General features: G+C 69.6%; 15 protein-coding genes. 8 read left to right on the forward strand and 7 right to left on the reverse strand.

All coding sequences use genetic code 11. From position 1 onward, the window contains the following. Positions 1-29 precede the first annotated feature (29 nt). Together H4W80_RS04420 and H4W80_RS04425 are read left to right on the forward strand one after the other, a co-directional pair. Positions 30-2855, forward strand: a complete 2826-nt coding sequence (locus tag H4W80_RS04420; protein WP_192783894.1) for an RICIN domain-containing protein — start codon at positions 30-32, stop codon at positions 2853-2855. A 10-nt stretch (positions 2856-2865) separates the two neighbouring features. Beyond that, positions 2866-4575 (forward strand): ThuA domain-containing protein, encoded by a 1710-nt coding sequence (locus tag H4W80_RS04425; protein ID WP_192783895.1) that lies wholly within the window; start codon positions 2866-2868, stop codon positions 4573-4575. Between the two features lie 69 nt (positions 4576-4644). Here the strand turns inward: H4W80_RS04425 and H4W80_RS04430 are convergent, their stop codons facing one another. Genes H4W80_RS04430 through H4W80_RS04460 form a run of 7 tightly spaced genes read right to left on the reverse strand, consistent with a single transcriptional unit; the run spans position 4645 to position 10360 of the window. Then, positions 4645-5976: an alkaline phosphatase family protein gene (locus tag H4W80_RS04430; RefSeq protein ID WP_192783896.1), complete on the reverse strand. Its 1332-nt coding sequence runs from the start codon at positions 5974-5976 to the stop codon at positions 4645-4647. Continuing rightward, entirely contained in the window at positions 5976-6224 is a 249-nt protein-coding gene (locus H4W80_RS64370; RefSeq protein ID WP_192783897.1) for a hypothetical protein, read from the reverse strand. Before H4W80_RS64370 ends, H4W80_RS04430 begins: the two co-directional genes overlap by 1 nt. A gap of 3 nt (positions 6225-6227) precedes the next feature. Beyond that, positions 6228-7073 (reverse strand): TatD family hydrolase, encoded by an 846-nt coding sequence (locus tag H4W80_RS04440; RefSeq protein ID WP_192783898.1) that lies wholly within the window; start codon positions 7071-7073, stop codon positions 6228-6230. Beyond that, positions 7074-7571, reverse strand: a complete 498-nt coding sequence (locus H4W80_RS04445) for an EboA domain-containing protein (RefSeq protein WP_192783899.1) — start codon at positions 7569-7571, stop codon at positions 7074-7076. Then, positions 7525-8382: a sugar phosphate isomerase/epimerase family protein gene (locus H4W80_RS04450; RefSeq protein WP_192783900.1), complete on the reverse strand. Its 858-nt coding sequence runs from the start codon at positions 8380-8382 to the stop codon at positions 7525-7527. The genes H4W80_RS04445 and H4W80_RS04450 overlap by 47 nt, the downstream gene beginning before the upstream one ends. Further along, on the reverse strand, positions 8379-9215 hold the full coding sequence (locus tag H4W80_RS04455; RefSeq protein ID WP_192793268.1) for an SCO3242 family prenyltransferase: 837 nt from the start codon (positions 9213-9215) through the stop codon (positions 8379-8381). Before H4W80_RS04455 ends, H4W80_RS04450 begins: the two co-directional genes overlap by 4 nt. Positions 9216-9220: 5 nt before the next feature. Next, positions 9221-10360, reverse strand: a complete 1140-nt coding sequence (locus tag H4W80_RS04460) for an inositol-3-phosphate synthase (protein ID WP_192783901.1) — start codon at positions 10358-10360, stop codon at positions 9221-9223. 363 nt (positions 10361-10723) lie between these two features. On the opposite strand from H4W80_RS04460, the gene H4W80_RS04465 reads away from it, so the two are divergent. The 6 genes from H4W80_RS04465 (at position 10724) to H4W80_RS04490 (ending at position 20030) form a co-directional block, all read left to right on the forward strand. After that, complete coding sequence (locus tag H4W80_RS04465) at positions 10724-12154, forward strand: sugar ABC transporter ATP-binding protein (protein ID WP_192793269.1); 1431 nt, start codon at positions 10724-10726, stop codon at positions 12152-12154. Beyond that, positions 12155-13168 carry an ABC transporter permease gene (locus H4W80_RS04470; RefSeq protein ID WP_192783617.1) on the forward strand — a complete coding sequence of 338 codons (1014 nt, stop codon included), beginning with the start codon at positions 12155-12157 and terminating at the stop codon, positions 13166-13168. Next, positions 13165-14115 (forward strand): ABC transporter permease, encoded by a 951-nt coding sequence (locus H4W80_RS04475; protein ID WP_192783616.1) that lies wholly within the window; start codon positions 13165-13167, stop codon positions 14113-14115. The genes H4W80_RS04470 and H4W80_RS04475 overlap by 4 nt, the downstream gene beginning before the upstream one ends. Then, positions 14102-15322 (forward strand): substrate-binding domain-containing protein, encoded by a 1221-nt coding sequence (locus tag H4W80_RS04480; protein WP_192783902.1) that lies wholly within the window; start codon positions 14102-14104, stop codon positions 15320-15322. The genes H4W80_RS04475 and H4W80_RS04480 overlap by 14 nt, the downstream gene beginning before the upstream one ends. A 75-nt stretch (positions 15323-15397) precedes the next feature. Next, positions 15398-16231 carry a sugar phosphate isomerase/epimerase family protein gene (locus H4W80_RS04485; protein WP_225964488.1) on the forward strand — a complete coding sequence of 278 codons (834 nt, stop codon included), beginning with the start codon at positions 15398-15400 and terminating at the stop codon, positions 16229-16231. A 322-nt stretch (positions 16232-16553) separates the two neighbouring features. Further along, complete coding sequence (locus tag H4W80_RS04490) at positions 16554-20030, forward strand: ThuA domain-containing protein (RefSeq protein WP_192783904.1); 3477 nt, start codon at positions 16554-16556, stop codon at positions 20028-20030. Positions 20031-20251: the final 221 nt, after the last annotated feature.

Consider the following 20251-nt stretch of genomic DNA (forward strand, 5'->3'; position numbering starts at 1 on the left):
CGAATCGATTCGATAGCAGAGGAACGCTCATGTCCCGACGTCCGTGGCTCACCTTGCTGACCACGATGGCGCTGATCACTCCCGGAGCACTCGCGCTCGACGCCTCCCCGGCGAACGCCCTCGCCATCCCGGCGTCCGACTACCAGCAGGTGTCTCTCGCGTCGGGAGGCGCCGAGCTGGGTGAGGCGATGTCGCTGGCCGTGATGCCGAACCGGTCGGTGGTGCACACCGCGCGCGACGGCACGGTGCGCGTCACCGATGTCAACGGCACCACGAAGGTGGCCGGCAGACTCAACGTCTACAGTCACGACGAGGAGGGCCTGCAGGGTGTGGCGGTGGACCCCGACTTCGCGTCCAACCGGTACTTATGGCTCTACTACTCGCCGCGGCTGAGCACGCCGAACGGTGATGCGCCGACCAACGGCACGCAGGCGCAGTTCGACCAGTGGAAGGGCGAGCTGTACCTGTCCCGGTTCGTCCTCAAGCCGGACGACACTCTCGACCTGGCCAGCGAGAAGGTGGTCCTGAGGGTCCAGAACGACCGCGGCCAGTGCTGTCACGTGGGCGGGGACATCGACTTCGACGCCGCCGGAAACCTCTATCTGACCACCGGCGACGACAGCAACCCCTTCGAGTCGAGCGGCTACTCCCCGCTGGACGAGCGGACCGACCGCAACCCGCAGTTCGACGCCCAGCGCTCGGCCGGCAACACCAACGACCTGCGCGGCAAGCTCCTGCGTATCAAGCCGCAGCCCGACGGCACCTACACGATCCCCAGCGGCAACCTGTTCCCGCCGGGGACGGCGAAGACCCGGCCGGAGATCTACGCGATGGGCTTCCGCAACCCGTTCCGGATGAGCGTGGACAAGGCGACCGGCACCGTCTACCTCGGCGACTACGGGCCGGACGCGGGCGTCACCAACGCCAACCGGGGGCCGAGCGGGCAGGTGGAGTTCGACCGCATCACCGGTCCGGGCAACTACGGATGGCCGTACTGCACGGGCACGAACACCACCAGCGAGACCTACAACGAATGGAACTTCGCCACCAACAGCACCGGTCCGAAGTACAACTGCGCGGGCGGCCCGACCAACAACTCCTTCCGTAACACCGGCCTGACCACGCTGCCCGCGGCGAAGCCGGCGTGGATCAGGTACGCGGGGGACGCCGGAAGCCCGCCGGAGTTCGGCTCCGGGTCGGAGTCGCCGATGGGCGGCCCGGTCTACCGTTACGACCCCAACCTGAACTCGGCCGTCAAGTTCCCCCAGGCGCTCGAGGGGCGGTTCTTCGCCGGCGAGTACGGCCGGCGCTGGATCAAGGCGATCGAGGTCAAGACGGACGGCGCCTACGGGGAGATCTCGGCGTTCCCCTGGTCGGGGACGCAGGTGATGGACATGGCCTTCGGTCCTGACGGGGCCCTGTACGTCCTCGACTACGGCGACGGCAACAACAACCAGGCGCTGTATCGCATCGAGTACATCGGCAGCGCCAACCGCAATCCGATCGCCAAGGCGTCCGCCGACAAGACGTCAGGACCGGGCCCGCTGACGGTGAACTTCTCCTCGGCGGGCAGTTCCGACCCGGAGGGCGGCGCGCTGACGTACTCGTGGAACTTCGGCGACGGCACCACCTCCACGGCGGCGAATCCGAGCAAGACCTACACCACGAACGGCGCCTACACGGCGACGCTCACGGTCCGGGACCCGCAGGGTCTCACCGGCACGGCGAGCGTGATCGTGAACGTCGGCAACACCGCGCCGACGGTCACCCTCACCACCCCTGCCGACGGGCAGCTGTTCTCCTTCGGCGACACCGTGCCCTTCCAGGTCACCGTCACCGACCCGGAGGACGGCACGATCGACTGCGCCGGGGTCACCGTCGCCTACTTCCTCGGCCACGACAGCCACCGCCACCAGATCACCTCCAAGACCGGTTGCTCAGGCTCCCTCTCGGTGCCGGTGGACGGTGAGCATGACGCCGCGGCCAACATCTACGGCGTCTTCGTGGCCTCGTACACCGACAAGGGCGGTCTGACCTCCACCAGCGACCGTACGCTCCAGCCGCGGCACCGGCAGGCCGAGCACTTCGGCGCCCAGCAGGGCGTCCAGGCGGCCGACCACGCCACCGCGGAAGGCGGCAAGACGGTCGGCTTCACCGACGACGGCGACTGGATCTCCTTCCAGCCGTACAACCTGGGCAACGCGACGAGGATCACCGCCCGGGTGTCCTCGGCCGGCGCGGGGGGCCGGATCGAGGTGCGCGCCGGCTCGGCGACGGGCACACTGCTGGGAACGGTGAACGTGGCGAGCACCGGCAGCTGGGACACCTTCACCGACGTCTCGGCGAACCTCAGCGGCGCCCCGGCCGGCACGACGACGCTCTATCTGGTCTTCCGCGGCCCGACCGGACAGGGCTACCTGTTCGACGTGGACGCCTTCACTCTTGACACCGGCACCCCGCCCTCCGGGAGCACGAGTGCGTTCAAGGGTGTGGGTTCTGGGCGGTGCCTGGACGTCAGCGGAGCCTCGCAGGCCAACGGCGCGCAGGCGCAGATCTGGGACTGCAACGTGCAGTCCAACCAGCAGTGGACGTCGACCGCCGCGAGTGAGCTGCGGGTGTACGGGGGCAAGTGCCTGGACGTGAGCGGGGCCGGGACGGCGGACGGCGCCGCTGTGATCATCTGGGACTGCAACGGGCAGAACAACCAGAAGTGGCGCCTCAACGCCGATGGCACGATCACGGCGGTGGGGGCGAACAAGTGCCTGGACGTCACCGGCTCCGGCACCGCCAACGGCACCAAGATGCGTATCTGGACCTGTACCGGAGGAACCAACCAGCGCTGGACCCGGGTCTGAGAGGACACCCATGCTGAGCGAACGAAAGACATCCGTGCTGCGACGCCTCTCAGTGACGGTGGCGACGATCATCGCCGCCGCGACGGCGATCCCGGCCATCCCCGCCCAGGCCGCCGCCTTCAAGGTGCTGGTGTTCTCCAAGACGGCCGGGTTCCGGCACGACTCGATCCCCAACGGGATCCAGGCCATCCGCGACCTGGGAGCCGCCAACGACTTCGCCGTCGACGCCACCGAGGACGCGAACGCCTTCACCACGGCCAACCTGGCCCAGTACAAGGCGGTGGTGTTCCTCAGCACCACCGGTGACGTGCTGAACGACAACCAGCAGGCCGCCTTCCAGACGTATGTGGACGGCGGGGGCGGCTACGTCGGGGTGCATTCGGCCGCGGACACCGAGTACAGCTGGCCGTACTACGGGCAGCTGATGGGGGCCTGGTTCAACAATCACCCGGCGATCCAGCAGGCCACCGTACGGAACGAGGACCGGGCGCACGCCGCGACCGCTCACCTGGGGACGACCTGGTCACGTACCGACGAGTGGTACAACTACCGCACCAACCCACGCCCGAACGTCCGGGTGCTGCAGAGCCTGGACGAGGGCAGCTACAGCGGCGGCGGCATGGGCGATCACCCGATCACCTGGTGCCACCCGCAGTCCTCCGGCCGGTCGTTCTACACCGGCCTGGGGCACACCCAGGAGTCGTACGCCGATCCGAACTTCCGCACGCTGCTGCTCGGCGGGATCCGGTACGCGGCTAAGGCCACCAACGCCGACTGCCGCCCGGAGACCGGGTACACGACGTTGTACAACGGCTCGACGACGGGCTGGTCGCAGGCCGGGCCGGGGTCGTTCGCCAACAGCGACGCCACGCTGACCTCCCAGGGCGGCATGGGCATGCTGTGGTACAACGCCAAGGAGTTCCGCTCCTACTCCGTCAAGCTCGACTGGAAGATGACCGGCGACTCCAACTCCGGCGTGATCGTCGGTTTCCCGGCCACCAGCGACCCCGACGCGGCGCTCAACACCGGATATGAGGTGCAGATCGACGCGACCGACACCCCGGACAAGACGACCGGGGCGATCTACGGGTTCAAGGCCGCCGACATCGCCGCCCGCGACGCCGCGCTGAACCCGCCGGGGCAGTGGAACACCTATGAGTTGCTGGTGGAGGGCGAGCGGCTGCAGGTGTTCCTGAACGGCACCAGAATCAACGATTTCACCAACGCCGATCCGGTCCGCTCGCTCCAGCAGGGCTACATCGGCATCCAGAACCACGGGTCCGGCGACGTGGTGTCGTTCCGCAACATCCGCGTCAAGGAACTGACCAGCACACCGGGCGGTACGGGCGCGCTCAAGGGCGCGGGGTCGGGCCGGTGCCTGGACGTCAGCGGAGCCTCGCAGGCCAACGGCGCGCAGGCGCAGATCTGGGACTGCAACGGCCAGCCGAACCAGCAGTGGACGGCGACCGCTGCGGGTGAGCTGCGGGTTTATGGCGGCAAGTGCCTGGATGTGAGCGGGGCCGGGACGGCGGACGGCGCCGCGGTGATCATCTGGGACTGCAACGGGCAGAACAACCAGAAGTGGCGCCTCAACGCCGACGGCACGATCACGGCGGTGGGGGCGAACAAGTGCCTGGACGTCAACGGCACCGCCAACGGCACCAAGGCACGCATCTGGACCTGCACCGGAGGCACCAGCCAGCGCTGGACCCGCGGCTGAGGCCACCCGTCCACAAGCGGCGCGGCCCCCGACCGGGGGCCGCGCGAGCCCTGTGACCCATGTGCGGGGTCAGCGACTTCGCCGGGCCAGGCCCGCCAGGAGTTCTTTGACCTCGGTCGCCTCGTAGCGGTCGCGGTCGAAGGGGCCGATGAGCAGCGGGCCGTCGTCGGGGCTGTCGGGCAGGCGGCCGTGGCTGCCCCGCACCGGTGCGGGGTCGAGCGGGACCACCGGCATCGTGTAGCGGAAGCCCAGTTTCTTCCTGGCCAGGGCCGCGGCGGCGCGGAGCTTGACGAACGGGTCGCGTGGGTTCATGAACAGTTCGGCGGGGTCGTAGCCGGGTTTGCGGTGGATGTCCACGAGCCTGGCGAAATCCGGGGCGCGGTCGTCGGAGAGCCAGTAGTAGTAGGTGAACCAGGCGTCGGGTTCGGCGATGGCGACGAGTTCGCCGGCGCGTTCGTGGTCGAGGCCGTACTTGGCCTTGCCCGCCTGGTCGAGCACCTCGTCCACGCCGGCGAGTTCGGCGATGGCGGCGCGGGTGCGGTCGAGGTCGGCGGGGTCGCGCACGTAGATGTGGGCCACCTGGTGGTCGGCGACGGCGAAGGCCCTGGACGCCCACGGGTCGAGGTATTCCATCCCGGCCTGGGTGTGGACCTCCAGGAGCCCGGCGGCGCGCAAGGCCCGGTTGACGTCGATCGGCCGGGACGCCGGGGTGATGCCGTACTCCGACAGCACGACGATCTCGGCCTCCTCGGCCAGGAGCGGGGCGAGCGCGGCGTCGACGGCGCGGGCGGCGGCGATGGCCTCGGGTCCGTCGGGGCCGTGCCGTTGCAGGTCGTAGTCGAGGTGCGGGACGTAGACCAGCAGCAGGTCAGGGCGTTCGCGGGCCAGGATGCGGCGGGCCGCGGCGATGATCCATGCGGAGGAGGTGATCCCGGCGTTGGGCCCCCAGTAGGTGAACAGGGGGAACGGGCCGAGAGCGGCTTCGAGGTCGTCGTGGAGTGAGGGTGGGCGGGTGTAGCAGTCGGGATCCTTGCGGCCGTCGGCGTGGTAGATGGGGCGTGGGGTGACGAGCAGGTCGGTGGCCGCGCCCATGGCGTACCACCAGCAGACGTTGGCGGTGCGCAGTCCGGGTACGGCGGTCCACAGTTGGTCGCCCTGGATGAGTGCGTTGTGCTGGCGCCACAGCAGCACCTCGCCGAGGTCCCGGAAGTACCATCCGTTGCCGACGATGCCGTGGTCGCGGGGCATCGCGCCGGTCAGCAGGGTGGCCTGCATCGAGCAGGTGACGGCGGGGAGCACGGGCCGCAGCGCGGCCGCCGTTCCCACCTTGGCCACATTCGGCATGTGCGCGAGCAGGCGCGGGGTCAGGCCGACCACGTTGATCACGACCAGCGGCGCCATCACTGCTCCTTCATTCCGAGCGCGGTCAGCCGCTCGCGCAGCCCGGCGAGCTCCCCGGGCCGGGTGAGGAGGTCCGCGGCGGCGTGCTGGGACAGCCACAGCCCGAGCCGTTCGACGCCGAGCAGGGTTCTGACCCGCGCGGCGATGCCGGAGAGCTGGCGGTGGATGCCGGGGAGATCCTCGGCCGGGTGCACGTTGGTGCAGTAGGCGAGGTGGATCGTCGAGCCGTCGGGGTGGCGCAGCCTCATGAGTCAGCCTCGCTTGATCGTGTTGCCGGCGTAGTCGGGGGCCGCCTCGGTGCCCGCCTCCAGGCTGAGCCGGCCGCTCTGCCCGTAGAAGGCGACCGGATTGCGCCACAGCACCTGGTCCACATCGTCCTCGCCGAAGCCGGCCGCGAGCATCGCGTCGGCGACCTCGCGCGTCTTCAGCGGATCGCTGCGTCCCCAGTCCGCGGCCGAGTTCACGAGCATCCTGTCCGTGCCGTACTCCTTGAGCAGGACCACCATCCGGTCCGCGTCCATCTTGGTGTCGGGATAGATCGAGAACCCCATCCAGCAGCCCGAGTCCGCGACCATGCCGACGGTCAGCTCATTGAGATGGTCGACCAGCACCCGTTCGGGAGGCATCCCGGCGTCCCGCACCACGTCGAGCGTGCGGCGGGTGCCCGCGGCCTTGTCCCGATGCGGCGTGTGCACGAGCACCGGGAGATCATTGGCCCGCGCGAGGGCGAGCTGGGCCTCGAAGGCCCGTTCCTCCTCCGCCGTCATCGAGTCATAGCCGACCTCGCCGACCGCGACGACCGAGTCCTTCAGCAGATATCGCGGCAATTCATCCAGCACCTCGGCGCAGCGCGGATCGTTCGCCTCCTTCGGATTGAGCGCGAGCGCGCAGTGGTGGCGGATGCCGTACTGCGCGGCGCGGTGCGGCTCCCAGCCGAGCAGCGCGTCGAAGTAGTCGAGGAAGCTGCCGACGTTGGTGCGGGGCTGGCCCAGCCAGAAGGCGGGCTCCACCACGGCCCGGACCCCCGCGGCGTGCATGCGCTGGTAGTCGTCGGTGGTCCGGGAGGTCATGTGGATGTGGGGGTCGAAGATACGCATTCAGATCCTCTCCATGACATCGCGCGGAACGGGCCGGCCGGCCGCCCGCCGCTCCGCCGCGTAGTCCGACAGCATCCGGGCCAGCTCGGCGTCGAACCGGCGCTCCAGGCCGGACACCGCCGCCAGCGGGATCGACATGAAGACGCACTTGAGCACCCCGTGACGGAAGGCATGGTCGTCCAGCCACGCCGACCCGTAGGGGCCGAGGGCCGCGGCGACCAGCCGCGCGTCGTTGGCGCGCAGCGCGTCCTCCACCAGGTCGACCGCGGCCGGGCCGAGATCGAGCTCGGGCAGTGCGGTCAGGATGGCCAGCCGCTCGCCGGTGTCGCCGCGCTCGTACAGTTTGCGGATCGTCGCGTGGTCGCCGCCCAGCGCTTTGAGCAGCGCGCTGCGGGCGGTGGGGCCGCCCTTCCGTTCGGCTTGCGGGAAGAGCAGGTGGATCGCGTCCGGGTCAGCCTCGACCCGCCGAACGGCCTGCGTCTGCCACTCGTCCCTCATGTGCCCTCCTCAGGAACTCGATCGATCGGCGGGCGACCTGCGGGGCCGCGTGCCCGTGCCGGGCCAGCTCCACGGCCACCAGACCGGAGTAGCCGCGCAGCTCGGCGAGCACCGGCACGAAGTCGATCTCACCCTCGCCGAACTCCAGGTGCTCGTGGACTCCCCGGCGCATGTCCTCGATCTGGACGTGCACGGTGTACGGCAGCGCCCGCCGGACGCAGGCGGTCAGATCGTCCCGCTCCACGCAGTGGCAGTGCCCGATGTCGAGGGTGAGACCGAACCGGGGATGGTCGCCGAGCATCCGGCGCAGCCGCTCGAAGCCGTCCAGGTCGGCGACGAGCATCTCGGGTTCGGGTTCGAATCCCAATGTGACACCCACCTGGTCGGCCTCGTCGAGCAGCCGTGCGCACTGGCGGGCCAGCCGCGTGTACGCCTCCGCCTCCGGCATGCCGTCAGGTTTGACCCCGCTCCACAGATGCACCACGGGAGCGCCCAGATCGGCGGCGACCCGCATCGCGGTGGTCAGGAACTCCACTCTGCGCTCGGCGTCGTCGCTGATGAGGGTCGGATGGTGTTTGCGCAGGGGATCGAGGGTGTAGCGTCCGCCCGTCTCGACCACGGCATCGAGGCGGAGGCGTTCGAGGAGCCCGGCGATTCGCGACACCTCCGCGGCCAGGCCGGGGGAGTGGGGGTCGAGATGGCCGACGTCGAGCGTGATCGCCGCACCGGTATACCCCAGATCGGCCAGGATCGCGAGCGCCTCGGGAAGCCGGTGGTCGGCGAAGCCGTTGGTGCAGTAGGCCCACTTCATGACGTGGCCAGCCGGGACGAGAGCCACCTGCCCAGGGGCAGCGAGCACAGCAGCGCGCCCGCCGCCGCGAACCGCCCGCCACCGGCGAGCGCCGCCGCCTGGAGCGGGATCAGGGCGAGGATGCTGAGGCGGACGGCGTTCCGCACGTTCTCGGGATCGGGGTGGGCCCGTAACCCGGCCTGGACCGGAAGGGTCGAGGCGAGATAGCCGGCGAGGAGGACACCCGCGCCCGTCCGGGCGGCGGCTCCCCTGCGCAGGCTGGCCGCGGCCGCCAGACCGGCCGCCGCGGTGGTGGCGGCGAGGGCGCGCTCGGCGGTCCCGGGTGCCGCCCCCGCCACCTCGGCCCGGCCGAGGACGCTGATCCCGTACGTGTGCGCGCCGACCGCCAGCGCCATCGGCACCGCGGCTCTCCCGCCCGAGCCGGCGCCCAGGATCACGTCCAGGGCGCGGCAGGCGGCCATCGAGGCGGGGCCCGCCGCCGTCCGTTTGAGGCCCAGGTCGTAGGCCCACACCGCACCGGCCAGCAGGCCGGCGACGGTGAGGCCGCGGCGTCCACCGGCGAGGGCGGCGGTGGCCAGGCCGGCGCCGGTGAGGGCGGCGGCGACCCCGAGCGCGGCACCGGGGCGGACCCTGCCGGACGGGATCGGGCGTTCAGGACGCTCGACGGCGTCGGCCTCGCGGTCGGCCCAGTCGTTGAGCGCCATGCCCGACCAGTACATCAGCACCGAGGCCACGGCCAGCCCCGGGTTCGGGCTCCGTCCCGCGGCGACCGCACCCGCCATGGTGTCGCCGGGCACCGACAGCGCGGCCGGCGCGCGGACCAGCTCCAGCATCGCCCTCACGACAGCTCCTCGGCGAAGGCGAGCAGGCGGGCGTACTGGGCAGCCAGGGCGTGTTCGCCGGCTCCCAAGGGGTTCTTGAAGAAGTAGCCGAGCTCGGGGAGCACCCCGCCCCGTCCCTTCTCGTGCGCCCGCGCGACCAGCCGGGCCAGGTCCAGGATCAGAGGGGCCGCCAGCGCCGAATCGCAGCCCTGCCAGGTGAACTGCATCGCCATCCGCACGCCGAGGAAGCCGTCGAAGGTCACGTGGTCCCAGGCGGTCTTCCACTCTCCCAGGTCGGCGACGTAGTCGATGTGGGTCCGCCCCTCGACGGGCTCTCCCACGACCCCGGCGACGACCTGGTCCTTGGACAGCTCCTTGCTCGACCTGGCGGCCGGATCGGCGAGCGTCGCCCCGTCCCCTCCGCCGAGCAGGTTGAGCCCCGACCAGGAGCGCACCCGTAACGCCCGATCGGCGAACATGGGCGCCAGAGCGCTCTTGACCAGGGTCTCGCCGGTCTTCCCATCGCGTCCCGCGTACGGCACGCCCCGCCGGGCGGCGAGTTCCGCCAGCGCCGGCAGGGTCGGCCCGGTGGAGGGCGTGAACTCCACATAGCCGCACCCGGCCTGGAACGCCGCATAGGCGTACAGCGAACTCGGCGGCAGGACGTCGTCCCCCGTCGCGAGCCGCTCCTCCAGATCGGCCAGCCTCTCGAACTCCGGGCGAGAATCCACCGGAGGCTCGGTCGACGACACGTTGACGACGACCACCCGGGCCAGCCCATGCCGGGCCCGGAAGCCGGCGATGTCCCCGCTCAGGCGGGCCGCGGCCGCGGCCTGCCCGCCGTCGCCGGGGACGTGGCCCGGCCGGATCTCGGCGTCGGCGGCGTCCAGGTCCGCGGCGATCAGCCGGGGCAGGTCCGGCGGTACCACCCCCGCCCTGCTCAGCTGCTCGGCGCGTTTGCGTAAGGAGGTCTCGGTGATGTCATGGCCGCCGAAGGCCAGGCCGGCCAGCGGAACCAGGCTTCCGGGAAAGCCGGGGGACTCGCTCACGCATCCTTGCGGGGTCGCGGCCCCCGCCCTGATGGCCGAGGCGCCCACGATGGCGGTGGTCGCCACGGATCCCCGTGCTCCGATGAGCCACACACCGAGCTTGTCCATGAAAGCTCCATCGTGTCGGGACTACCCCCGCATGCGGAAGGCATCCGGTATGTAAGTCTCCGCGATGGTAAGAGCTATTTTTGTCGATGGTCAACCATAAGCAGGCTTATCGTCGTCTTTTTATCCGCTGCTTGCGGTCATCACCGCTCGGTCCACCGCCTCGGGCGTCAGCAGGTCCTGGAACGCCCATCCCGAGCTCCGCCGTCTTTCGCGATCTCCGCGCAATTATGTCGCACCGAGGGCCGCTTTTGCTTGACCGTCGACATAAGCCCGCTTAGCATCCCGCACCATGAGGGAGATAAGCCCGAAACTTGCCGATGGCCCCAGGCTCACCCTCATGGTGGGAGAAGCGGGGTGCTGAGCATGCGTGGCATCGGCAAGAGCTTCCTGGGCGTACGGGTGTTGTCCGGAGTGGAGCTGGACGTGGCGGCCGGCGAGGTGCATGCCGTCGTCGGTGAGAACGGAGCGGGCAAGTCCACCCTGATGAAGATCATCTGCGGGGTGCATGCGCCGGACGAGGGCACTGTCGAGATCGACGGTCGGCCGGTTTCCTTCGGCCACCCCCTGGACGCACAACGCTCCGGTATCGCGATCATCTACCAGGAGTTCAACCTGCTGCCCGAGCGCACCGTCGCCGAGAACGTCTTCCTCGGGCGCGAGCCCGTCCGGCGCGGCCTGGTCGATCGGGCCGCGATGGAGCAGGCGACCGCGCGGCTTCTCGATGAGCTCGGCGAGCACTCCTTCGGCCCCCGCGACGCGGTCAGGCGCTTGTCGGTGGCCCAGCAGCAGGTCGTGGAGATCGTCAAGGCGCTGTCGGTGAACGCCCGGCTCGTCGTCATGGACGAGCCCAGCGCGGCGCTCGCCGAGCACGAGGTCGAGCTGCTCTACCGGCTGATCGGGCGGCTGCGGGAACGTGGCGTCGCCGTCGTGTACATCTCCCACCGTCTGCGCGAGGTGTTCGACCTGGCCGACCGGGTCACCGTCCTGAAGGACGGCAAGCTCGTCACGACGGTCCCGATCGGCGAGGTGTCCTCCGACGAGCTGATCCGCCTGATGGTGGGCCGCGATCTCGGCACCTACTTCCCGCCCCGCTCGACCGCGACCGGTGAGGTACGGCTCAGCCTGCGCCGAGCGGGCAACCACAAGCTGCGCGACATCGATCTGGAGCTGCGGGCCGGACAGATCGTCGGCATCGCGGGCCTGCAGGGAGCCGGCCGGTCGGAACTCGCCAAAGCGATCTTCGGTGCGGAGCCGTTCACCACCGGCGAGATGACCCCGTCGCGCCCCCGCTCGGTCCGGGAGGGCGTGGCCATGGGCATCGGGCTGGTGAGCGAGGACCGCAAGGCCGAAGGGCTCGCGCTGCGCCAGTCGGTGCGTGACAACGCCCTGCTGGTGGCCCGCGCGGTGGGTGCCAAGGGCCGCGACGGCGTCGCCGGCCTGCTCGATCGGGTACGCCTGTCGCCTGCGCGCCAGGAACAGGAGGTCCGCTACCTGTCCGGAGGCAACCAGCAGAAAGTCGTGCTCGCCAAGTGGATGACGATGGCGCCGCGGGTGCTGCTGTTCGACGAACCGACCAGGGGTGTCGACGTCGGGGCCAAGGCCGCGATCCATGACCTGATGCGCGAGCTCGCCGATGACGGCATGGCCATCATGATGATCTCTTCTGAGCTGCCCGAGCTCATCGGTATGAGTGATCGCGTCGTCGTCCTGCGCGATGGCCGCGTCGCGGGGGCGCTGCCGGCCGGGGCCTCGGAGGAGGCCGTCATGCGCCTGGCCGCGGGAGAGGTGGCCTGAATGGACACCCTGTCACGCAGTCGCCGTCCCGCCCTCGGCGGCGAGGCGCACGGTGGCCTGGCGGCCCGGTTACGTGAGCCCACGCACGTGGTGTTCCTGGCGCTGTTCGGCCTGGTCGCGGTCGGCTGGGTCCTCGTCGCGCTCGACGGCGGCCAGTTCCTGACCATGGAGAGCGTCGTCGGGATCCAGCAGCGTTCGGCGGCTCTCGGCATCGTGGCGGTCGGGCAGACGCTGGCGATCCTGGCCGGGTCGCTCGATTTGTCCGTGGCGTACCTGATCAGCCTGACCTCGCTGATCGCGGCGGAGATCATGGCGGGCCAGGACGGCAACATCGTGCCGGCCATCGCCGCGGTGCTGGCCGTCAGCGCGCTGGTGGGGCTGGTCAATGGGCTGGTCATCACCAGGCTCCGGGTGCACGCCTTCATCGCCACACTCGGCGTCGCCCTCATTATCAGGGGCGTGGTCGACCATCTGTACGACGGCCCGGCCGGTAAGGTGCCCGAGTCGTTCCAGATCCTCGGCTACTCCCGGATCGGGCCGATCCCCGTCTCCGCCCTGCTGTGGGCGGGCGTGGCCGTCGTGGCCTGGTTCCTGCTGAGCAGGACCCGGCTGGGCTACCGCATCTACGCCGTCGGCGGCAACGAGGAGGTCGCCCGGCTGTCCGGGATCCGCACGGGCCGGGTCATCGTGCTCACGCATGTGCTCTGCTCCGTCTGCGCCGGCGTCGCGGGTCTGCTGCTGGCCAGCCGGCTCGGCGCCGGCGCGCCCACGGTCGGCACCGATGGCGGCTACGACCTGGAGTCCATCGCCGCGGTCGTGCTCGGCGGGACCGCGCTGGCCGGCGGCAAGGGCGGCGTCGCCGGGACGGTGGGCGGGGTCCTGCTGCTGGCCGTCCTGGACACCATCTTCAACCAGCTTGAGGTCAACTCTTTCGTCAAGGACGTGGTCCGCGGCGTGGTCATCGTCATCGCGGTGGCCGTCTACGCCCGGCGTATCAAGGGACGGTCGGCATGAAGCGGGCACTTCCCATCCTCGTGGTCCTGCTGGTGCTGCTGGCCGCGATCGCGGTCGCCAACCCTCTCTTCCTGGAGCCCGCCGGGTTCCTGGCGTTCCTCAAACGGGCCGCGCCGCTGGTGATCCTGGCGGCGGGACAGTATTTCGTCATCGTCTGCGGCGAGTTCGACCTGTCGGTCGGCTCGCTGGTGACGGCCGAAGTGGTGATCGCCGCGCGGCTCATCGACGGCGACGATGCGGCGACCTGGCCGGTCATCGCCCTGCTGATCGTCGCCGGGCTGCTGGTCGGGCTGGTCAACGGCGTGGTCACCACCAAGCTGCGGGTGCCGTCGTTCATCGTGACGCTCGGCATGCTGCTCATCCTGTCCGGAGCGGTGTTCTTGTGGACCGGCGGCGCGCCGCGCGGCGCCCTGTCGGAGGGCTTTCGGGCCTTCGGCCGCGGCGGTCTCGGGCCGGTGCCGTGGTCGGTGCTGATCCTGCTGGCCATGGGGGCGGCGGCGATCTGGCTCATGCGCGCCGATTTCGGCAAAACGCTGATGGCCACCGGCGACAACGAGCGTGCCGCGGCCCTGTCCGGGGTCCGGGTCGACCGGGCCAAGATCTTCGCCTTCATGCTGTCCGGTCTGGCCGCCGCCGTCGCGGCGATCCTGCTCGGCGGTTTCGCCGGGGTCTCGGCGCAGGTGGGTCAGGGGCTGGAGTTCTCGGCCATCACCGCGGTCGTGCTCGGCGGCGTGGTGCTCGGCGGCGGGCGCGGCTCCGTGCTGGCCGCCATGGCCGGCGCCTTCACCCTGGAGGCGCTGTTCACGCTGCTCAACCTGTATGGGATCTCCGGAGCGCTGGAGTTCACCGTGCAGGGCGTCATCATCATCGCCGCGGTCGCGGCGGGAGCCATCCGACTTCCCCGGAAGTTCACCCCCCGAAGAGGAGACGCACATGCCGCGTCATAAGGCCACAGCCGCGGTATTCGCCGCGCTGGTCCTCGCCGGCTGCACCACCGACAAGCCGGCAGCCACGACTCAACCCGCCGCTTCCGCCCCGAACGCCACTCAGAGTGCCCAAGGCTCGGGCTCGGGCTCGGGCACGGGCGCGCAGTCGAAGTTCTTCGTGCAGGCGGACTTCGACGCCCAGCTGGCCATGCGCACCCAGACCCCGCAGGGTCCCTCCGACAAGCCGTGGGAGCAGGCCATCGCCCCGCAGATGACCGGCACGGCCAAGTACAAGAAGGACGGGCCATACCACCTGTGCTTCTCCAACGCGGCGGTCAACAACCCGTGGCGCCAGGTCGGGTGGAAGACGATGCAGGCCGAGGCCGGCCTGCACAAGGAGATCACGAAGTTCACCGCGCTGGATGCCGAGGGCAAGGACGACAAGCAGATCTCCGACATCGCCGAGTTGCAGGCCAAGGGCTGCGACGCGCTGATCGTCTCGCCGAACACCACGGCCACGCTCACCCCGGCCGTGACGGCCGCGTGCGGGAAGGTGCCGGTGATCGTGTTCGATCGGGGCGTGCAGACCGACTGCCCGGTGACGTTCATCAAGCCGATCGGCGGCTACGCCTTCGGCGCCGACGCCGCCGAGTTCCTGGTCGAGAAGGTGCCGGCCGGCGGGAAGGTGCTGGCGCTGCGCATCCTGCCCGGCGTGGACGTGCTGGAGACCCGCTGGTCGGCGGCGAAGGTGGTGTTCGACAAGAGCAAGGTCCAGGTGGCGGGGGTGGAGTTCACCGACGGCGACGCCGCCAAGACCAAGAGCATCGTCAGCGACTACATCCAGCGGTACGGCAAGATCGACGGCGTCTGGATGGACGCCGGAGCGACGGCGGTGGCCGCGATCGAGGCGTTCGAGGACGCGGGCGTGCCGGTGCCGCCGATCAACGGCGAGGACCAGCAGGACTTCCTGCAGAAGTGGAAGGATGCGGGCCTCACCGCCGTCGCGCCCACCTATCCGACCTACCAGTGGCGCACCCCGATCATCGCCGCGCTGAAGATCCTCAAGGGCGAGGAGGTGCCCAAGATGTGGAACCTGCCGCAGCCGAAGGTCACCTCGGAGAACCTGTCGACCTACCTCAAGCCCAACATGCCGCCGCTGCACTACGCGCTGTGCGGCTGCGAAACCCTGCCCGGGTTCCCCGAGAACTGGGGCGGGAAGAAGAGCTGACCGGTTCCTCGCGAGAACCCACGGCGAAGAGCTGACCGGCTCCTTGCGCCCATTCGACGACGAAGAGGGATGCCATTGTTCTCCATCGGCGTGAACACCTGGGTCTGGGTCTCCCCGCTGACCGACCACGACCTGGCGCGGCTCGCGCCCCGCATCGCCGGGTGGGGCTTCGACGTCATCGAACTGCCCGTCGAGCAGCCCGGCGACTGGAACCCGGACAAGGCCGCGACGGTGCTGGCCGAGCACGGGCTGGCCGCCTCCGTGGTGCTGGTCATGCCGCCCGGGCGCGAGCTCGTGGCCGCCTCCCCACAAACCGTCCGCGACACCCAGGACTATCTGCGGCACTGCGTCGACGTGGCAGCGACCGTCGGCTCCCCCGTGATCGGGGGGCCGGCCTACACCTCCGTCGGCCGCACCTGGCGGCTGTCACCCGACGAGCGCCGCGCCGCCTACGCCGAACTGCGCGAAAACCTGCGGCCCGTCCTGGACCACGCGGCCGAGCGCGGGATCAAGCTCGCGGTCGAACCGCTCAACCGATACGAGACCAGCCTCATCAACACCGTCGAACAAGCACTGGAGGCGCTGCCCGAAGACTGCCACCTGGCACTCGACACCTACCACATGAACATCGAGGAGAAAGACCCCGCCCAGGCGGCCCGGGCCGCGGCCGGCCGGATCGCGCACGTGCAGGTGTGCGGCACCGACCGCGGCACCCCAGGCGCCGACCGCTTCGACTGGCCCGGCTTCACCCAAGCGCTGCACGACGCCGGCTATGACGGGCCGCTCGTCATCGAGTCGTTCACCGCGCACAACCAGACCATCGCCACCGCGGCCTCCATCTGGCGGCCCCTCGCGCAGAGCCAGGACGCGCTCGCCGTGGACGGCCTCGCCTACCTGCGCACCCTCTGATCAAGGTGGTGCTTGAAAGTTTCATACTTATTGACGGCCTTTTTCTAGTATCGGTGAGACAGCGTGGCACCGCCGACGCCGCCTACACCTGCAGATTTCCAGTAAAGGCAGCAGGATCCTGGCCCGGCAGAAGCAAAAAGGCGGGCGTGGATTCGCTGGATAAGCATGCTTGACACTAAGTTTGGCCCGACCTATTTTCGTTCCGAATCGATTCGATATCTGTCGCATGGTCAGGCCCCGCCGCCCGGATCGATGGGTGGGCCACTGCTGCTTCCCGCCCTTCAACTCCGACCGTAGCCGGTAACCCCCCAGGAGATCCTTCATGCGAACATCACGCCTGCTTCCCGCCCTCGTCGCAGCCTTATTAGGGCTGTGGCTGTCCGCGGTACCGCTGGTGGCACACGCAGCCGCTCCGCAGTTCAAGGTGCTGCTGTTCACCAAGACCGCGAGCGGCGCCTACCGGCACGACTCCATCCCCGCCGGTGTCGCGATGTTCCAGCAGATGGCGACCGACAACAACTTCCAGCTCGACCAGAGCGAGGACTCCGCCGTCTTCACTACCGCGACCCTGAACACCTACGACGCAGTGATCATGTTCCAGACCAGCGGCATGGTCTGGGACAACGACGCCCAGCGTCAGGCCTTCCAGGCGTACGTGCGCAGCGGCCACGGCGTCGTCGCGATCCACAACGCCACCGACATGAACATCGAGACGCAGTTCCCCTGGTGGGACCAGGTTGCCCTGGCCGGCGCCCACATGACCGCGCATTCATCGATCCTGCAGGGCACCGCCAAGGTGGCCGACAAGGTTCACCCCTCCACCAAGGGGCTGCCGGATCGCTGGGTGCGCACAGAGGAGTGGTACAACTTCGACAAGAACCTGCGCGGCTCGGTGCACGTGCTGGTGACCGCGGACGAGACCACCTATGACGCGGGGCCGAACAAGATGGGCGCCGACCACCCGATCTCCTGGTGTCACAACCCGGAGGGCGGCCGGCTGTGGGCCACCGCGATGGGCCACCAGGCGTCCTCCTATTCGGAGTCGTCGTTCAAACAGCACCTGCTGGGTGGGGTGAAGTGGGCGGCGGGCGCGGCGTCGGGCGACTGCGGCGGCACCGTCGCGGCCCGGTTCCAGAAGGTGACCCTCGACGGCGCACCGGATCAGCCGATGGAACTGGACGTGGCCGGCGACGGCAGGGTCTTCTACATCTCGCGCTCGGGCAAGGTGAACCTGATCCCCGCCAACGGCGGGGGCACGCGCGTCATCGCCACCCTGTCGGTGTACGACGGCGGCGAGGACGGCGGCATCGGGCTGGCGCTGGATCCGAACTTCGCCACCAACGGCTGGATCTACGTCAACTATTCGCCGTCCAACGGCGGCGAGGTGAACCGGGTGTCGAGGTTCACCTTCAACGGCACCAGCCTCGACCTGGCGAGCGAGAAGAAGATCATCGAGGTGCCGGCGTACCGCAACGTCGACGAGCCCGGCCACACCGGCGGCTACCTCGCGTTCGGGCCGGGCGGGAACCTGTACATCGGCCCGGGTGACGACACCAACCCCAACGGGTCCAGCGGCTACGCCCCGATCGACGAGCGGCCGGGCCGGGAGCATTACGACGCCCAGCGGTCCGCGGCCAACACCAACGACCTGCGGGGCAAGATCCTGCGCATCCACCCCGAGGCCGACGGCACCTACACGGTTCCGTCCGGCAACCTGTTCGCGCCCGGCACCGCCAAGACGCGGCCGGAGATCTACGCGATGGGCTTCCGCAACGCGTTCCGCTTCTCGGTCGACAAGGTGACGGGGTGGATCTCGGTGGGTGACTACGGCCCCGACGCCGGCGCCGCGAACCCCAACCGCGGTCCCGAGGGCACCGTCGAGTGGAACCTCATCAAGCAGCCGGGCTTCTACGGCTGGCCGTACTGCGTCGGCAACAACATCCCGTTCAACGACTTCAATTTCGCCACCAACACCTCCGGCGCGAAGTTCAACTGCTCGGCACCCGTCAACGACTCGCCCAACAACACCGGGCTGACCAATCTGCCCGCGGCCAAGCCCGCGACCGTCTGGTACAACTACCACGCCTCGGCCGAGTTCCCCGAGATCGACTGCTGCGGCGGTGCCGCCCCGATGGGCGGCCCCTTCTACCGCTACGACGCCGCCAGCGGCTCTGACCGCAAGTTCCCCGAGTATTTCGACGGCACGCCGTTTGTCTACGAATGGAGCCGCAACTTCGTCAAGGAGTTCCGCCTGGACTCCTCGGGCAACCTCCTCAAGATCAACCCCTTTGCGGCACAGCTCGCCCCGCACGCGCCGATCGACATGAAGTTCGGTCCGGACGGCGCCCTGTACATGGCCGACTGGGGCAACGGCTTCGGCCACGCGAACACCGATGACAGCGTCTACCGGGTCGACTACGTGGCCGGAAACCGCGCGCCCCTGGCCAAGGCGAGCGCCAACCCCGACTCGGGCGCGGCACCCCTGACGGTGGCGTTCTCCTCGGCCGGCTCGTCCGACCCCGACGGCGACGCGATCACCTACGCGTGGGACTTCGGCGACGGCGGGACCTCCACCAGCGCCAACCCGTCCCACACCTACAACGCCAACGGGACCTACACGGCCAAGCTGACCGTACGGGACTCCGGCGGGAAGACGGGCAGCGTCACGTTGTCCATCGCCGTCGGCAACACCCGTCCCAAGGTCGTCTTCTCGGCTCCGCCCGACGGCGGGTTCATCGACTTCGGTGACCAGGTGGCCTACACGGTGAACGTCACGGACCCCGAGGACGGCGCCGTCGACTGCACCAAGGTCAACGTGATCACCGCGCTCGGCCATGACCAGCACGCCCACGACACCGGCCAGTACACCGGTTGCTCCGGAACGGTCACGACCACCGCGTCCGGCCATGACGAGGCCGCCAACGTCTACTACGCCCTGTCCGCCGACTACACCGACAAGGGCGGCCTGAAGGGCAGCGCCGGCATCACCCTGCAACCCAAGCACAAGCAGGCCGAGCACTTCACCGGCTCGTCCGGAATCCGGATCGTCGACGAGCCCGGAGCCGAAGGCGGCAGGCGCATCGGCGACATCTCCAACAACGACTGGATCTCCTTCGGCCCGATCAACCTGTCGGGGATCGACACGGTGTCCTTCCGCGTCTCGGCACCGTCCAACACCGGGGCGTCCATCGAACTGCACGCCGACTCGCCGACCGGAGCCCTCGTCGCCTCCAGTCCCGTGCCGGCGACCGGGGGATGGAACACCTACGTGTCCCTGCCCGCGGTGCAGGTCACCGATCCCGGTGGCACCCACAATGTCTACGTCGTGTTCAAGTCGCCGTCCGCGAACTCGTTCGACGTGGACTCGTTCACCGTCAACGGCAAGGGCGTCGGGCAGGGCGACGGCTCGCCCCCGGGCAGCACCAGCGCGCTGCGGGGTGTCGGGTCGAACCGGTGCCTCAACGGCGCCTCGCAGACGAACGGCACACAGGTGCAGATCTGGGACTGCAACGGGCAGGCCGGCCAGCAGTGGACGTCTACCGCCGCGGGTGAGCTGCGGGTGTACGGCAACAAGTGCCTGGACGTGAACGGGGGCGGGACGGCGGACGGCACCGCCTTGATCATCTGGGACTGCAACGGGCGGGACAACCAGAAATGGCGGTTCAACGCCGATGGCAGCATCACCGCCGTCGGGGCGAACAAGTGCCTGGACGTCAGCGGCGCCGGCACCGCCAACGGCACCAAGACGCAGATCTGGACGTGCAACGGCCAGAACAACCAGAAGTGGACCCGCGTCTGAGCGTCGTGTGACGTCCGAACCCTGGAGCCGGCCGCTCTCCTGCGGCCGGCTCCAGCGGCCTGGACGGCCGGGGCGTCGGAGATGTGGATGTGGCCGCGCCGGTCCACCACGACGTCCTCCGTCCGCGCCACGAGCCGGCTTGCGGGCATCGGGCCGTACCCGCGGGTGGGGGTCCGGTGGTACGAAGTAGCGCACCTCGCAGGCAGACGGGCGTTGGACAC

The organism is Nonomuraea angiospora, from assembly GCF_014873145.1.
Taxonomy (GTDB): Bacteria; Actinomycetota; Actinomycetes; order Streptosporangiales; family Streptosporangiaceae; genus Nonomuraea; species Nonomuraea angiospora.

What these genes read in the sequence shown, in the direction of transcription:
- H4W80_RS64370 (WP_192783897.1), bottom strand. Translation starts at nt 6,224, where the DNA reads ATGAGGCTGCGCCACCCCGACGGCTCGACGATCCACCTCGCCTACTGC.
- H4W80_RS04490 (WP_192783904.1), top strand. Translation starts at nt 16,554, where the DNA reads ATGCGAACATCACGCCTGCTTCCCGCCCTCGTCGCAGCCTTATTAGGG.
- H4W80_RS04470 (WP_192783617.1), top strand. Translation starts at nt 12,155, where the DNA reads ATGGACACCCTGTCACGCAGTCGCCGTCCCGCCCTCGGCGGCGAGGCG.
- H4W80_RS04450 (WP_192783900.1), bottom strand. Translation starts at nt 8,382, where the DNA reads ATGAAGTGGGCCTACTGCACCAACGGCTTCGCCGACCACCGGCTTCCC.
- H4W80_RS04460 (WP_192783901.1), bottom strand. Translation starts at nt 10,360, where the DNA reads ATGGACAAGCTCGGTGTGTGGCTCATCGGAGCACGGGGATCCGTGGCG.
- H4W80_RS04455 (WP_192793268.1), bottom strand. Translation starts at nt 9,215, where the DNA reads ATGCTGGAGCTGGTCCGCGCGCCGGCCGCGCTGTCGGTGCCCGGCGAC.
- H4W80_RS04440 (WP_192783898.1), bottom strand. Translation starts at nt 7,073, where the DNA reads ATGCGTATCTTCGACCCCCACATCCACATGACCTCCCGGACCACCGAC.
- H4W80_RS04425 (WP_192783895.1), top strand. Translation starts at nt 2,866, where the DNA reads ATGCTGAGCGAACGAAAGACATCCGTGCTGCGACGCCTCTCAGTGACG.
- H4W80_RS04445 (WP_192783899.1), bottom strand. Translation starts at nt 7,571, where the DNA reads ATGAGGGACGAGTGGCAGACGCAGGCCGTTCGGCGGGTCGAGGCTGAC.
- H4W80_RS04465 (WP_192793269.1), top strand. Translation starts at nt 10,724, where the DNA reads ATGCGTGGCATCGGCAAGAGCTTCCTGGGCGTACGGGTGTTGTCCGGA.
- H4W80_RS04420 (WP_192783894.1), top strand. Translation starts at nt 30, where the DNA reads ATGTCCCGACGTCCGTGGCTCACCTTGCTGACCACGATGGCGCTGATC.
- H4W80_RS04430 (WP_192783896.1), bottom strand. Translation starts at nt 5,976, where the DNA reads ATGGCGCCGCTGGTCGTGATCAACGTGGTCGGCCTGACCCCGCGCCTG.
- H4W80_RS04475 (WP_192783616.1), top strand. Translation starts at nt 13,165, where the DNA reads ATGAAGCGGGCACTTCCCATCCTCGTGGTCCTGCTGGTGCTGCTGGCC.
- H4W80_RS04480 (WP_192783902.1), top strand. Translation starts at nt 14,102, where the DNA reads ATGCCGCGTCATAAGGCCACAGCCGCGGTATTCGCCGCGCTGGTCCTC.